At 57.5% G+C, this 15,862-nt stretch carries 10 protein-coding genes; 3 read left to right on the top strand and 7 right to left on the bottom strand.

Annotated features, from left to right (window positions below; genetic code table 11):
* Positions 1-68: 68 nt before the first annotated feature.
* Entirely contained in the window at positions 69-1,826 is a 1,758-nt protein-coding gene (locus tag AC5S16_RS08260) for a hypothetical protein (RefSeq protein ID WP_493929569.1), read from the top strand.
* Positions 1,827-1,880: 54 nt separating this feature from the next.
* Here AC5S16_RS08260 and AC5S16_RS08255 read toward each other — a convergent pair whose 3' ends face one another.
* From AC5S16_RS08255 to AC5S16_RS08245, 3 genes are all read right to left on the bottom strand, one after another.
* A complete protein-coding gene (locus tag AC5S16_RS08255; RefSeq protein WP_493929568.1) occupies positions 1,881-2,450 on the bottom strand; it encodes a DinB family protein in 570 nt (189 codons plus the stop codon).
* Between the two features lie 151 nt (positions 2,451-2,601).
* Entirely contained in the window at positions 2,602-4,641 is a 2,040-nt protein-coding gene (gene thrS / locus AC5S16_RS08250) for a threonine--tRNA ligase (protein ID WP_493929567.1), read from the bottom strand.
* Between the two features lie 126 nt (positions 4,642-4,767).
* Positions 4,768-5,397 carry a hypothetical protein gene (locus AC5S16_RS08245; RefSeq protein ID WP_493929566.1) on the bottom strand — a complete coding sequence of 210 codons (630 nt, stop codon included), beginning with the start codon at positions 5,395-5,397 and terminating at the stop codon, positions 4,768-4,770.
* A 101-nt stretch (positions 5,398-5,498) separates the two neighbouring features.
* On the opposite strand from AC5S16_RS08245, the gene AC5S16_RS08240 reads away from it, so the two are divergent.
* A complete protein-coding gene (locus AC5S16_RS08240; RefSeq protein WP_493929565.1) occupies positions 5,499-6,401 on the top strand; it encodes a LysR family transcriptional regulator in 903 nt (300 codons plus the stop codon).
* A gap of 758 nt (positions 6,402-7,159) precedes the next feature.
* Here AC5S16_RS08240 and AC5S16_RS08235 read toward each other — a convergent pair.
* The 4 genes from AC5S16_RS08235 to AC5S16_RS08220 form a co-directional block, all read right to left on the bottom strand.
* Positions 7,160-10,543 (bottom strand): TonB-dependent receptor, encoded by a 3,384-nt coding sequence (locus AC5S16_RS08235; RefSeq protein WP_493929564.1) that lies wholly within the window; start codon positions 10,541-10,543, stop codon positions 7,160-7,162.
* 294 nt (positions 10,544-10,837) lie between these two features.
* On the bottom strand, positions 10,838-12,601 hold the full coding sequence (locus tag AC5S16_RS08230) for a M20/M25/M40 family metallo-hydrolase (RefSeq protein ID WP_493929563.1): 1,764 nt from the start codon (positions 12,599-12,601) through the stop codon (positions 10,838-10,840).
* A gap of 206 nt (positions 12,602-12,807) precedes the next feature.
* Positions 12,808-13,500 carry a GNAT family N-acetyltransferase gene (locus AC5S16_RS08225; protein ID WP_493929562.1) on the bottom strand — a complete coding sequence of 231 codons (693 nt, stop codon included), beginning with the start codon at positions 13,498-13,500 and terminating at the stop codon, positions 12,808-12,810.
* 50 nt (positions 13,501-13,550) lie between these two features.
* On the bottom strand, positions 13,551-14,168 hold the full coding sequence (locus AC5S16_RS08220; protein WP_493929561.1) for a TetR family transcriptional regulator C-terminal domain-containing protein: 618 nt from the start codon (positions 14,166-14,168) through the stop codon (positions 13,551-13,553).
* Positions 14,169-14,233: 65 nt separating this feature from the next.
* Here AC5S16_RS08220 and AC5S16_RS08215 point away from each other — a divergent pair, with 65 nt between their 5' ends.
* Positions 14,234-15,844, top strand: coding sequence for a DHA2 family efflux MFS transporter permease subunit (locus tag AC5S16_RS08215; RefSeq protein WP_493929560.1), 1,611 nt, complete (start codon positions 14,234-14,236; stop codon positions 15,842-15,844).
* Positions 15,845-15,862: the final 18 nt, after the last annotated feature.

Here is a 15,862-nt window from a genome sequence, read left to right as displayed (position 1 = left end):
TGTCGAAAAAGCTGTATCTGCACGACTTTCTAACTGAAAGTGCATCTAAGCCATTCGGAGCAAGAGATATGCACTCTTTTCAGAAGTATGGGGCAGCGGCCACCGTTGCCATGATGCTGATTGGCGGCGCCACTGGATGCAATAAGCAAGCTGACCAGACAGCACAGAACCAACAGATGCCAGACCAGTCTACTGATCCCGCAGCAGCCAATATGGCGCCGGGTGATACATCTGTTCCACCGGCTCCCGCTGAGAGTACAGCAGCACCAGGCGCTGCACCATCAACCGCGCCAGCGACCGCACCGTCGACAGCAGCTGCACCAAGTACAGTGCAGCCTTCGCAGCCGGTATCGAGCGGCGAGGCTGTTCCTCCGGCACCGGATGAGAGCGCGCCGACGTACACAGAGCCAAGCGAAGTTCCGGCAGCAGATGTCAGCTCAGATCAGAGCGAGTATTACGATTATTCCGCCGGCGCGGCACCTGTGTATGCTCCGCAAGCTCCTCCGCCGATTCCAGTGTATGAGCAGCCTCCGTGCCCGGGGCCGAACTATATGTGGACACCGGGTTACTGGAATTACCAGTCGACGGGATACTACTGGGTTCCTGGTGTGTGGGTCGTCGCACCTTATACTGGCGCGCTTTGGACACCTGGCTTCTGGGGTTTCGTCACCGGGCGGTTCTTATGGCATCACGGATACTGGGGCCCGCACATTGGCTACTATGGCGGCATCAACTATGGGCACGGATACGTGGGCAGCGGTTATTACGGTGGCTACTGGAGCAACAGCAACTTCTTCTATAACCGCTCGATTACGAATGTGAACACGACTGTGGTGCGGAATGTGTATGTTCACAACGTAACCATCAACAACGTCACGATCAACAACTACAACACAAGCCGCGTAAGCTATAACGGCGGACCCGGAGGGTTACGTGCGCGTCCCAGCCAGGCGGAAGTGATGGCGGCGCGAGATCCACACCTGCCTCCGCTGAATGCGCAGGCTCAGCACGTGCGCGAAGCGAGCCAGAACCGCGATCTGCACTACGCCGTTAACCAGGGGCGACCGCAGGTCGCAGCTATGACGCGTCCGTTGGCAACGCCTTATCGCGCGCCGGCAGCTCAGCCTCCCGCAAGAAATGTTGCCAATCCTGGATTAGCTGCACGGCAACAGCAGCTGGCGAATCGCCCGCAGGCACTGCGTCCCGGACAAAGCGCGCCGCAGCGGCCAGGCGTTGCACCACAGAATCAGGCACGGCCAGGAGCGGCGCCGTTAAATCAAGCGCGGCCGACTCCGCAGCAGGGTGCAAACTTGATTCGGCCCGGGGCACAGCCGGCGAATCATCCTGGTGCGCCACAGCAAGGCGCACATCCGACGCCGGCGCAACAGCAAAACCGTCCTGTTCCAGGAGAGCAACGTCCTGCTGCTCCGGCACAGCAACGGCCTGAGACAAGGCCGGCACCGGCACAGCAGCAGCAGCATCCAGCCCAGGAAAATCGCCCGGCTCAGGTACAGCGTCCGCAGCAGGAAAATCGACCGGCGGCGCCGGCACAGCATCCGGAAGCAAGACCACAGCAGCAGACGCAGCGCCCGCAACCGCAACAGCAGCGTCCTGCAGCAGCTCCGCAACAGCGGCCAGAGGCCCGGCCTGCACCTCAGCAGCAGCGTCCGCAGCAGGTAAGCCGCCCTGCTCAGGCAGCACCACGCCAGCAGGCCCGGCCCCAGCAGCAGGCGCAGCGCCCGCAGCCACAGCGCGAGGCCCGACCCGCACCTCAGCAGCACAAGCCTGAGCAGCGTCCGGAAGGAAGGCCGCAGGAGCATCATTGATGGGCTCGAAATAAGGAAGTATGGAAGAGGGCGGGAGCCCATCCTGTACGTTTCTTAGCGCCGGCCTGCGGCTTCTACGGAAGTTGTCGGGTCGGCGCCTTTCCATGTGACGTCGGCGGTTGGGCCGTATGTTGACGGAACTTCTTTATCCAGTAGCCGGAGATAGACGGTGAGCTGCGTCCGGTGGTGCGAAGTATGCAGGACTCGCCGCCAGAAGATCCAGATGCGCTGTCGGTTGACGTCGAAGAAGGGTACGACTTCCATCCACCATGCGGTTTCCTGCTTCGCGAAAAAGTTGAGACGCGGCATGACGAGTTCGATGAAGCGTGTGCAGGCGGTTTCGACGGTCAGAGTCGTGGGCAATACCTGTTCCGGCGCCGGCTCTGGTGTGTGCAGGAATTCACCGAAGAAGCGACGCTCGGAAAGCAGCTGGTGTTTGAGGATGGTGCGCACGCTGGTGGAGCGTGGATGTGGTTTGTAGTCGAGGTCGGCGTCAGAGAAGATGCGCCATGTTGATATGACCTTGTTTGATTCGCTTACATAGGTGTCGAGCAGATGCTGGAAGAGCGGATTTGCCGCTTTGGGAATGGCGGATTCGGGGATTGCGATGTGGGAGTAGTGCATGGGAGTGCTACCTCCTCGGCTGAGAGTTGTGGTCTCCCATCCTTTCGCAAAAAGCGCGAAAGGATGGGGCACCCCTTGTTGTGGTTATCGAAGCAAAAAGCAGGTCCTTCGCTGCGCTCAGGATGACAACCCGGAAGGACCAACATGGTGGTTATAACTCCGTTAATTTCTCTTCGATCAGCTTGCTAGCCTTTGCCAGGAAGTCGTCGAGTGGAACCGATCCCTGGTCGCCTTTGCCACGCGTACGCACACTGACTGCGTTAGCTTCGGCTTCCTTGTCGCCCATCACTAATACATAAGGAGTCTTCTGTAGAGTGAAGTCGCGTATCTTGGCATTCATTTTTTCATTGCGGCCGTCGAGTTCTACACGCAGCCCGGCATTTTGTAACTGCCGCTGTACTTTTTCTGCGTAAGACAGATGGCGTTCGCTGATAGGCACCAGGCCGATCTGCACGGGAGCGAGCCAGAGCGGGAAGGCTCCGGCATAGTGTTCGATGAGCACGCCGAAGAATCTCTCCACCGATCCGAAGAGCGCGCGGTGCACCATGAGGGGCTGATGGCGCTCGCCGTCTTCGCCGACGTATTCAAGCTCGAAGCGCGCGGGCAGATTGAAATCAAACTGCACGGTCGAGAGCTGCCACAGACGTCCGAGCACATCGACGAGTTTTATATCGATCTTGGGCCCATAGAATGCGGCTTCGCCGGAGATTGTCTTATAGGGAATATCTCTCCGCTTCAAGGCATTTTCGAGCGAGGAAATAGCGAGATCCCACTTATCGTCCGAACCGGCGTAGCTCTGGCGGTCTTTGGGGTCCCATGTGGAAAGCTCGACCTGGAAATCGGTGAAACCGAATGTCTTCAGCACGATTTGCGCAAAATCGATGCAGGCTACCACTTCATCTTCAATCTGTTCGGGCGTGCAGAAGATGTGAGCATCGTCCTGCGTAAAGCCGCGCACGCGCAGAAGGCCATGCATGGTGCCGGAGCGTTCATAGCGATATACATTGCCGAGTTCGGCAAGGCGCACAGGCAGGTCCCGGTAACTTTTGGGTGAATTTCTATAGATGAGGATGTGCCCCGGACAATTCATCGGCTTCATGCGGTAGTCCGCATCGTCGAGCTCCATGGGCGTGAACATATTCTGCGCGTAGAAGCCTTCGTGGCCGCTGATCTTCCAGAGATCGGTGCGCATGACGTGCGGCGTGTAGACCAAATCGTAACCGCGACGGATACATTCTTCGCGCATCCAGTCTTCCATGATCTTGCGAATCATGGCGCCCTTGGGATGCCAGAAGATCAGGCCTGAGCCGGCGACTTCCTGAATGGAGAAAAGATCGAGCTGCTTGCCCAGCACGCGATGGTCACGGCGAGCGGCCTCTTCGAGGCGTTCGAAGTGTTCGTCCAGTTCTTTCTTCGAAAAGAAGGCGGTGCCATAGATGCGCTGGAGCTGCGGGTTCTTCTCATCGCCGAGCCAGTAGGCTCCGGCAAGGTTCGTCACCTTGAATGCCTTGACACGTCCGGTTGAAGGTACATGCGGGCCGCGGCAGAAATCGACGAATGCGCCGTTACGGTAGAGAGAAATCTCTTCACCAGGTTTTGTGAAACGCTCGATGAAGTGGATCTTCATGAAGTCGTTGTCGGCCTTGAAGCGGGCGAGACCCTGCTCGCGCGGCTCCCATTCGCGGATGAACTTCTCATCACGCGCGACCACTTCGGACATTTTCGACTCGATGAGCTTCAGGTCTTCGGGCGTGAACGGTGTGGGGCGGTAGAAGTCATAGAAGAATCCCGAATCTGTCGGCGGACCGTGGCCGAGTTTTGTTTCCGGGAAGACCTCAAGCACTGCAGTCGCGAGAACGTGCGCGGCGGAGTGGCGCAGGACTTTGAGCGCGTCAGCGTCTTTTTCTGTGAGCAGTTTGAGCGCGACATCTTCCGTGAGCGGAGCGTTCAGATCTACCAGGCGCTCGTCCTGCGTGTTCTCTGTGCCATACATGGCGGCTTCGCCTTGTGTCTGCTGGGCAGTCGCGGTTGCCGCTTCAGAGTTGAGCGGCTTGATGCGCGCGACTACGGCTGACGCAGCCAGACGCTTTGAGATGCTGTTAGCCACGTCGAGTGGTGTCGATCCTGAAGGGAGCTCTCTGGTGGAACCGTCGGGCAGTTGAACGCGGATGGAGCTTGCGGGTGAATTCATACGCTGAAGTTTTCTTTCTTTCCATGCTAGCAGGTGGGAAGTTTCCTCTGGACGAGTGCTCAAATGGAAATCCTGCGAAGCTCCCACCCTTTCGCAAAAAGCGCGAAAGGATGGGGCACCCATGTTTTAGTTCTCGGCTGGGCCGGCGTTGTCCGATTCGATGAATACTTGAGGTTGGCTTGGTTCGGTGGTCAGCTGGCGGTTGGTGAGCTGGGCCTGGGTGATCCCGCGATCGGTATGGTTCGCGTTTTGTGTGGCGATGTGGACCCACTCGTGCACGAGGACATGTGCGATGGCCTGCGACATGGCGCGTGTGCGGTCTTCGCGCGAAAGCCCTAATGTCGACGGGTTCAGCACCTGCGCCATGCGGGTGCAGTCGATGTAGATGAAGGGCTGGATTTCTCCATGCACGCGCAGCACCCATCCGAGGGGGCCGGGCGGGAGCGGGCGCCAGGCCTGCTGCACTACATCGCAGCGCCCGAGCAGCCGGACCTCGATGACGCCGGAGAACTCATTACCGGGCAGGATTTGTGTCCCCCGCAGAAGGCGCGGATGGCGGTCGAGGCCGTAGTCTCTGTCTGCGAGGTCTTCGCGGATGGCATCGAACAGCGGATTCCATACGCCATCGTTTACCTGCTTATCCGCATAAAAGATCAGAGTATTTCCGGAATTTTGTGCCCTGGAGGTCCATGGCAGAAGAAAGGCGATAAGAATGGCCAGGGAAGAAGCGAGACGGGTTGGGCGACAAAAACGCACTTGCATCTCCTATAAAAATATTTGATGCAAGCTATAAAATCTGTCAAATAGATTGCCTGGATTATCCTGATCTTCATCAAAGATAGGCGGGAGGAGAACCAATGGAAGTCCGGCAGCTCCAGATCTTCTGCATCCTGGCCGAAGAGCTGAACTTTACGCGCACAGCAGAGCGCGTTCATACGGTGCAGTCGAATGTCACGACGCAAATCAAGACCCTTGAGGAGGAACTGGGCACACCGCTCTTTGACCGTTTGGCCAAACGCGTGGTCCTGACCGAGGCCGGACGGCGTTTCCTTCCCTTTGCAGAAAAGGCGCTGGCGGCCATGACCGAAGGACAATTTGCCGTTCGCAGCGGCTCGGAACCGGCGGGGACTTTGCGCATCGGTGCGCCGGAAAGCGTGCTGGCCTATCGGCTGCCCGGTGTTTTGCGGGAGTTCCGCAGGCGCTATCCGGAGGTGGAATTGATCTTCCGACCGCAGTGGGACGACGGGATGGTGAGTACGCTGGAAAGCGGCAAGCTGGACATGATCATCAGCATGGCTGATGAAATTGCAAACACTCAAATCGCCTCTGAGCGCCTGCAGATGGAGAGGATCTTTCTGATTACGCATCCGGAGCATCCGCTGGTGGGCAAGGCAGCAGTAAAACCAGCTGATCTTGATGGAGAGCAACTGCTGTTGACCGAAGCCGGGTGCGCATACCGCAAGAAGCTCGACAAACTGTTGGCGGCGCACAAGGTGCGTCCGGGCGGCGTCACTGAATTCTCAAGCGTGGAGGCGGTGAAACAGTGCGCGACGGCCGGCATGGGGATCGGTCTGCTACCGGAGATTGTTGTTGCGGCTGAATTAGCGAGGAAACAGATCAAGGACCTGGATTGGGCCGGGCCCGATCTGAATATCGCGACTCATATCGTGTGGCATAAGGACAAGTGGCTTTCGCCGGGGATGCTTGCGTTCCTTGATGTTCTGAAAGAGAAGCTGCAGGATGTAGTGGCTCACCGCTGATTGTTCCTTTTCCGCTTCCTGCCCCGGAAATCCTCCGAACTTTCCACCGAGTGCCCCCCCTCCCCCTTCCCGGGGGAGGTGTTAAGTCTTTGAAAATTCATGGCTTCTGTTTTCAATATGGCAAAGTATTGAAAACAGGCAGGTTTCATGTAAAGTACTGATTCCAGGCGATAAAAACCCGCTGGATGCAGGCGGGCCTTCTGTCTATTCCGTCCTTATCTTCAGGATATCAGGAAGGGAGGAAAATATCCTGTCATTGCTTGTTGCGACGATTACATTTTTGAATCTGTAGCTTACGGCAGAATATTACTTTGGAAATACTTTGACATCGAGAGTTTCGCCGCATCACCCGACACCGCAAAGACTGCATAGCAGGGGGCCTCGGATAGCCTACGGTAGTGAGATGCGACGCTTGCGCCAGGTCTTAATTCAGCGGGCTGTAGAGTGCTGAAAGAGTCCACATGAGTTGAAAAGCAAATCCCTCGGCGGCTAAAGCCGCGATGATTTAAGGCAACTTACGGCACGACTGAAGTCGTGTCTCTTCAAAACTGTGACTTTTCAGCACCTCCGGGGCGCCTGTGCAGTACAACTCGAGAAAGTCCTGCGAACCTCGCACCCTGACTCTCCAATCCCAGAACGCGGACACCGCGCATTCCGCGGACCCGGTTCCGTCAGGATGGGGCACCTACGTTTCTCTGACCAAAGAAAAAGCGCGGAGGTTTTGACCTCCGCGCTTGAGATGAAACTGCAATTGTTTGTCAGAAGGTGAAGCGGGCCAGCAGACGGATGCTGCGTCCTGCCTGCCATGAGCCTGGCTGGCCGTACTCGCCGTTCAGCGTGATGCCATCGGTATTGGCGAGGGTCTTGTAGTCATAGCCGCTTTCGAGCACGGCGTAGTTCAGGTTGCCGTCAGCATCGGTGGATCCCGGAGGAGCAATGTATCCGCTCTTGTTTCCGGTGTCGATGTTTGACGAGTATTCCGTTGCTGCCTTGCGGTTGAACAGGTTGGTGACGTTGGCTTCGAAGGAAAGCTTCCAGCCTTCATGGACGTTGCTCACTTTGAACTCATCCTTAAAGCTGGCGTCTGTCTGCACAAACCACGGAGTGCGGCGCACGTAGGGGTTGCCGAAGGTGATGTTGCCATTGCTGTCAGCAGTGGCGTCAACCCACTTGCCGCGGCCTTCCACGTACACGGGGTAGCCGCCGCCGGAGCCTACGTTCATGTAGGAGCTGAGCGGCGTTCCGCTGTACCAGTACTGCTGGCCGCCAATGCTGATGGAGTTGCGCGAGAGCCCCGGAATGCGAGGCAGCACATAGTAGCCGGTGCCGTTGAAGGAGTGCGGCCGGTCGGTGGCGAGCAGGCCGTTGAAGACGCGTCCATGAGAGTCGAACTGGAAGAACGGCTCGTCAAAGGCGCGGCTGTCATTCGGGGAGTTGCGAGGTGCATTCAGGCCGCCGTCGGCCACGTCGCTGCCGGTGAGTCCGGAGTAGTTGCCGGTGAGGCGGCTGTAGGTATAGGTAAGGTGAGCGTACCAGTGATGCGAGGTGAGTTTGGTAGCAGCTATCTCGAGGCCGTTGTAGGCGCGGGCTGCTTTTGGTTGCTCTTTGCATCCGCCACAATCGGCAACGGGTTGTTTGTCGATGCCCTGTCCCGGATTGATGATGAGGAAGGTTTCGCCGGCAGGGGTGATGGTGCCCGCGTCTTCAATCACGTTGTCGACGCGGTTGCGGACAAAAGTGGCAGCCAGCGTCCACTCGGGCGCGGCCTGAAATTCCATTCCTGCCGTGACCTGGTGCTGGCGATAGGGTTTTAGGTTTGGATCCACTGCAGCACCCTGTGAAGGATCGTTCGCGGGGATGCGGTAGTCCTGGTTTTCAATAAAGCGGAGGATGGACGGTGTGCTTCCGCCAGCAAAGTTGGCTTCGCCTGTTCCGGAGCAGTAGTGGCCATTGGATGCGCGCTGAGGCACGATCTGCGAGTAATCGGGGCTGTCGAGCGCGTAGAAGCAGTTGTGCCAGTAAGCGCCGCCGAAGGAGTCGATGGCCAGATTGGTCTTCATTACGTCATAGAAGACGCCATAGCTGCCGAATGCCTTGAGCTTGCCGTTCTGCAGCATGTCCCATGCAATGCCGAGACGCGGACTGACTTTGTCGCCCCAGCTGAAGTCGATGCCGGAGGGGTATTGGTTGTAAGCCGGGAGAGATTCCTTCTCGACTCGCACGCCGAGGTTTGCGGTGATGCCTTTGGCCACCTGCCAGCTGTCCTGGACATAGAAGCCATGGTTATTGCTGGACGCTGCGCCGATGGTTCCATATTCCCGCAGGTCGGCGTATCCGAAATCGCCCATGCAGTTCGGGCCTGTTGATCCAGACTTCCCATAACGCTGAATGTTGGTCTGGTTAATGGCGTCGCAGCGAGGCAGGTTGGTTGCAAGCGGCGCATACGGGATGCCCCAGTGCAATTCCACCAGGCCGGTGTTGTAGGTGTTGGCGATGTTGTTGTAGAGGTGGTTGAACTGATATCCAGCTTTGAAGTTGTGCGTGCCGAACCAGCCGCTCTTGAACCATGCAATGTCTTCATTGAGCTGGTGGCGCGCCATCTGGTTGGCGAGATACTGCGAGTTCGAGCTGATGTTGCTGTGGCCGTTTGCGAAGTACGCGGGGCTGGAAGGATCGATCGGTGTTCCATCGAGGCCGACGACGCCTTGCGCCGAATTGTTCCAGGTGTAGCGTGTGCCCGTGGGAAGGCCGCGATCCTGATAGTTGGCGTAGTTGTAGCCATACTTGGAGGTCAGGATGAGGCTTGGCGTCAGGGTGACGTCTGCGCCTGCGGTAATCAGCACGCCGGGAGTGGTGTATCCGATGCTGTGCAGGTACTGCGCCGGCGAGTTGGCAGATGTAGTGTTGTACAGGCCATACACGTCGTCAGCGTTCGGAAGGCTGCTGCCGGCAACGCGCAGGTAGTTGTAATACCAGGCTCCATAGACGCGGACGCGGTTGGTAATGGCTGCGTCCACGCGGGCGAGGCTGTAATAGAGCTCCGTGTTGCGGCTGAACGTCAGCGGCCCGTACCCAGTCATGTTTACGGTGCGGCTGAACCGCTGGAAGAAAGGCTCTGTGGCGACGAAGGCCCACAGTTTGTTGTTCCAGAGCGGCCCTCCGATGTTGAATCCGGGCTGAACGATGTGGTAGTTGTCCCTCGTTGGAGTGTAGAACTGGTATGGCACATCCTGCCTGGTTGCAGGTGTAGCAATCTGAGGATTGAAGCGGAGGCTGTTTCCGCTGACACTGGCGCTGGTCGCGCCAACGCCGCCCGCTCCTCTGGCATCGAATGGAGCGGCTTCAAAGAACGTCAATACCTGTCCATGCCACTGGTTGCCGCCGCGCCTCTGCACAGCATTGACTACGCCGCCAAGGGCGCCGCCGTCTTCTGCTGAAATGCCTGAGGTTTTGATGGGGACTTCTTCCAGGAATTCAAAGGGAATACTCTTGCCGCTGAGGCCGCTGCCGGTCCAGGCGTTGGTGCTGTTCAGGCCATTGCTGATGCTGGAGATGTCCATGCCTTCGACGAGATAGCTGTTCTCGGAAGTAGCAGCGCCGTTGATGGCATAACCGCCCTGCAGCGGCTCATTGCGCGCGCCTGGGGTGAAGGCCAGGGCCGACTGGAAGTTGGTTCCACGCGGCAGGTTCTCGATCATCTCGCTGGTGACGTTGGTCTGTGAGAGCGACTGCGTTGGATCGATAGCAGTTTCTGAAGCGTTGACCTGGATGGTAGTCGCGGTTGCGCCTACTTCCATAGCCACGTTGACGGCCGGCAAGTGGCCGGTCTCAAGGACGACACCTTCGCGGATGATCTTCGAAAATCCGCTGGCAGTAACTGTGACTGTATAAGTGCCGGGTGGCAGGTTAAAGAAGTGATAGTATCCGGCGCCATCGGTTTCAAGAACTTTGCTGCCGATGAGCTTGTTGCCGGTGAGTTCTACGCTGGCGTGGGGAATGGCGGCGCCGGCGGTATCTTTTACGGTTCCTTCAAGACCGGCGGTAGTTTCCTGGCTGAATGCTGTGACAGGCAGGAGAATTAAGGCGAACAGAAGCAGCAGCGGACACACCAATGCGTCGGCTGCGAAGCGGTGACTTCGCAATGGTACTGACCCTCCAGGGAAAAAATGCCCACATCAGGGCGAAATACCGGTTTGCATGCAAACCGGTTGTGTCGTGGATTTATTGCCCGAAGGCATAAATTTATCCGCGATTGTTAGGGGTGAATTTATTTGGAGGGAAAGTGTTCGTCAAGAAAAATATATTTTCAATTATTTCTATTTATTTTGCCGATAACCAGCCAGGTACTAGCTGATTGATATATATGGAAGCTTGTATTTCTTGACGGGTTCCAAAAGAAACGCGGAGGCTATCCAAAGCCTCCGCGTTTTTTACAGTTACTTCTTCTCTTCTGAGGGAGCTGCTCCCGGGAAGAGGTTGGGAATAGGCGCATTCTGCCTGTCGCGCAGTTCAGGATGCGGCAGAGGTTTGCGCGGCAGCATCTGGTCGCGCATGGCTGTGTTGTAGACGAAGATGGCCTCGACCGTTGCGACCTGCTTCAGGTCTGCCGGCTGCAGGCGTTCGTAGACGTCCTGGTTGGAGTGATGGGTGCGAGTCTCGTAGTCGAGTTCATCCTGGATGAACTGGAAGCCCGGGATGCCGACTGCGTCGAACGAAAGGTGGTCGGTGCCGCCGGTATTGCGCATGGAGATGGTGGTGACGCCGAGGTCTTTGAGCGGAGCAATCCATTGCTCGAAGATGGGGCCGACGGCCGCGTTCTCCTGCAGATAGACGCCGCGAATCTTACCGGAACCGTTATCAACGTTGAAGTAACCGGAGACAAGCTTCTGCTCGGGCTTCAATTCGAGCGGGCCGGACTTGCGCATAAATTCGGGCAGCGCCTGCTGGTCGGGCGTTGTGAGCGGGGCGGCGAAGCCGAAGTGCTGCTTCACATATCCGCGGGAACCGAAGAGGCCTTCTTCCTCACCGCTCCACAAAGCGATGCGGACGGTGCGGCGCGGATGGACGTCAAGGGCTTTCAGGATACGCATGACTTCCATGGCAACGATGGAGCCGGCGCCATTGTCGGTCGCGCCGGTGCCCGCGATCCAGCTGTCGAGATGGCCGCCGACCATGACGACTTCATCCTTCAGCTTCGGATCGGAACCGGGGATTTCGGCAACAGTGTCAAAGCCGTGCTCGTGGTCGCCGGTAAATTTGGTTTCCACGTCTGTCTCCAGAGTGACGGGGACGTGCGCCTGGAGCAGGCGATAGACACGGCCGTAGCTCTCGATGGCCATGACGATAACAGGCACTTTTACCTTGTGGTCGACAACATAGGGCTGGCGGCCGAGCGCGGCGCCGTTGTCGTCGAAGATGGTACCGCCGGAACCGCCGCCGTTTCTGGCATCGCGGCTGGGACGGATGATGGCCGCAACTTTTTCGTCAGCCAAGAACTGCGCGATGCGGTCAACCAGGCGATAGCGCTGCATGTAGGTGCGCATGCGCGCCTGCATCTCGCGGCCTTCGCGGTCGCTTACGGGATACTGAGCGAGCTCTTCGAGCTCTTTGTCGGAGTAGCGATCGAAGAGGCCCTTATCGACGGGAGGCACTTCGCGCATTTCACCAAGCAGGGCAATCTTGCCGGCAAGCTTGCCCTTGTATTTATCGAAGTCGCCTTCTTCCTGAATATTGACGTAGACTGCTTCGCCGCTCACGGGGCCGTTGGTCGATGGCGACCAGGGCGTGGCCTGCGCGATGAAGACCGCGGTGTCGGGCGAGGTCATGCGCACCCAGGTGTTGAGCTGCTGCCAGCCCATTCCGAATTCTCCCCAGTCCTCAAGATGCGCGTTAACGCAGCCCATGGCGGTGAGCTGGTCGCGCGTCCAGGCATTGGCCTTGGCCATGTTGGGTGAGCCGGTGAGCCGCGGGCCGATGTCGTCGGTCAGCGCGGAAGCGTACTCCATGATGTGCGAGTGCATCAGGCCTTCTTCGCGAATGCGCTGATACATGGTGAGGTCGAGGTTTTCCGTCGCGGGTTGTGGCGCATCGTAGGAAGGGGTTGCGTCGTCGGTCTTGGGTTTGGATTTGTCGGCGGCAAAAGCCGGAATCGCAACAGCCAGCAGCAGAGCTGCGACTGGCCTGCGGCAGCAGTCAAACATGCGTTTGTGGTCCTCCTCAGGAATGAATCAAGGGAAGTGGAAGAATATCAGACTCTCCACAGGGGTATGTTGAGAAGGATGACGGCTGATGCGGCGATTTAGTCTCAGGAAGTCCGGAGCGCCGTGGCTACCGGTTCAGAAACTGCAGGTCCTTCGACTGCGCTCCCTGCCGGTCGCTCCGCTCAGGATGACAAATTGCAGCGTGCTTATAGCGGTCTTTTTACAACGGCAAGGTACAAGGTCCGGCGGATTTTAAAGCCCTGCTTTTCATATACGCGGATGGCATTCACATTGCTTTGCAGAACTCCGAGGAAGGGAGTTTCGTTGCGCGCAAGAATCCGGTGCGAGACATCGGAGACAAGCGCGTTGGCATAGCCGCGCTTTCTATAGTCGGGATGAGTACAGACGGCGCTGACTTCGACGAACCCTGGAGGGTGCGTACGCTGGCCGGTCATGGCGGCGAGACGGCCAGCGTCGCGGATGCCGCGAAAGCCGCCGAATTCGATGGTGCGCTGACGGAACGGGCCTGGCTCGGTCAGCTCCGCGAGGGCGATCATCTCCGGCACGTTGCTTGTGTACAGGTCTTCGATAAGGTGTGAGCATTCTGAGGCGGGCGGTGGAGTGACGCAGACCATCTGCTCCATAAACGTGTTCATGAGAAAGCGCCAGCCTTCGGGCAGTTGCGGCGGCTTATCGAGAAAAAGCACGGCAAAATCGTCGGGACCGAGCAAATCGCCGAGCGATTTGTATGCTTCGGGGCTTTGCTCGCGCACGCCAGCCAGCGGACCAATGTCAGTGTGGTAGCGCTTTGCGAGGCTATTGCCTTCAGCAAACTGAGTGTGCTCTGTCGAGAGCGCATGCCAGATTGGATTGTCGAGGACTTCGATCTGCCCGCTCATGTCTTGTGATGTGGAATAGATGAATGGCCTTTCGCGAAAGCCGCAGGAAATTATTTCGGCTTGTTTGCGATGCTGTCGAGGAAGGTATGGAGATGTTTGCGAGCGAGCTTGAGTGCGTCGCGACTGTCCGTCAGACGATCCATCATCAGGCTGCCTTCGAGTGTGGCAATGATGATGGAGGCCACACTGCGTGGTGATGTCTTCGGGCGAATCTCGCCTTCTTTAATTCCCTGGCGCACGAGCATCTCAAGATAATCCAGCCATTCATGGAGAGCATTGCGGGCGTGCTCACGCAGCACTGGATTGCCGTCATCTGTATCGATCGCAGTGTTCAAAAGTGCGCATCCGCCGGGTACGGGCGAGGGCCTGGTAGCGAAGTGATTGACCATCGCTCGCAGCTTGCCCAGCGGTGTTGGAGCGTTGTTGAGCTGTTCGAGGCGGATGCGCTTGATTTCTGACCAGGAGTAATCGAATGCTTCGACTGCCAATTCTTCCTTGTTCTCGAAATGGCGATAGATGCCGCCTTTTTCGAGGCCGGTCTCCTTCATCAATTCGGACAGGCTGGCGCCGACGTACCCATGGCGGTTGAAGATGGGTGCGGCTTTCCGAATGATCTTCTGCCGTGTCTGCTCACCCTTGCTGAGCGGCGATTTCACAGGAACGATCATAACAGAATTTTTGCGACCGATCAGTCTCATTTTGAATCTGTGCTGTACATACCGGTTTATTCCTGATGAGCACAGCGACACTCGAACATCCGCCAGTTTCTGCAAAGCCCGCTGTGAATCCGTGGGCTGTGGCTATTACAGTCACGCTGGCGACGTTTATGGAGCTTCTCGATACTTCGATCGCCAATGTGTCGTTGCCGCATATTGCCGGCGGGCTTGGTTCAAGCTTCGATGAAGCGACCTGGGTGCTTACCTCATATCTGGTTGCGAATGCGGTGGTGTTGCCGCTGAGTGCGTGGCTGAGCCGCGTTTTCGGGAGGAAGCGCTACTACATGATGTGCGTGGCGCTGTTTACGGTGACATCATTCCTTTGCGGTATTGCACCGACGCTGGGGTTGCTGCTGCTCTTTCGCGTGATGCAGGGGATTGGCGGTGGCGGCCTTGCTCCGGTGGAACAGGCGATTCTGGTGGATACATTTCCTCCGGCAAAACGCGCTGCTGCGTTTGCGCTTTACAGCATGGCGATTGTTACTGCGCCTGCGATCGGGCCTCCGCTGGGCGGATGGATTACTGATAGTTTCTCGTGGCGCTGGGTCTTCTTCATCAACGTGCCGATTGGTGCTGTTTCACTGATTCTGAGCAGCAGGCTGGTGCATGATCCGCCGCATTTCAAGGAGGAGATTGCGAAGTTGCGCGCCAGCGGCAAGCTGCGCATCGACACGCTGGGCATTTTGCTGATTGCGGTCGGTTTTGGATGCCTCGAAGTCGTACTCGACCGCGGGCAGATTGACGACTGGTTCGGCAGCAGGACGATCCTTGCATTAACGCTGGTTGCCGTGTTTACGCTGGCGTTTGCGGTCTATTGGGAGTGGACGCATACCGATCCTGTAGTGGAGCTAACTCTGCTAAGAGAGCGAAATTTTGCTTCCTCCACGATCTTCTATTTTCTCTTTGGCTTTGTGCTATTTGGCAGCACGACGATGATTCCGGAGATTCTGCAAGAGCTTTATGGCTACACGGCGACGGATGCCGGACTGGTGCTGGGACCGGGCGCTCTGGTGATTACATTTCTTGCTCCAGTGGTGGCGCGTGTAGTGCAGTCGGGCAAGGTGAGCCCGAAAGGGCTGATCGTCTTCAGCTATGCGGTGGTTGCGTGTTCCATGTGGTACTACGGCAGCTTCACTCCGCAGACAGATTACTTTCACTATGCGTTTGCGCGCGCGATTCAGGGATTTGGCTATGCGTTTCTCTTTGTGCCTGTCAGCGTGATGGCATATTCGTATCTGCCTCCGGAGAAGAACAACAAGGCTTCGAGCCTCACCAATCTTGCGCGCAACTGGGGCGGCAGTTTCGGCGTTGCCTTTGTCACTACATTTCATGAGCGGCGAACGGATCTGCATCAATCGCGGCTGGCGGATACGCTGGCGCATGCTGTTCCACTGTTTGATTCAACGCGCGATACTTTGAGCAAGACATTTCAGGGACTTGGATTTTCACAGGCAGATGCGACACAACATGCGAGCGGGCGCATGTACAACCTGCTGATGCAGCAGGCAAGCCTGCTTGGGTTTCGGGACTGCTTTTATCTGCTCGGATGGATTGCGCTGCTTGGGATTCCCATCGCGTTCTTTACGCGAGGCTTTAAGCCTGGTGGCGGAGGCGGTGGTGGGCACTAGCTGCTATCCTAAGAATCA

The sequence above is a fragment of the Acidobacterium sp. FHG110202_01 genome (genome assembly GCF_059115305.1).
This window is presented reverse-complemented; position numbering and strand designations above follow the sequence as displayed.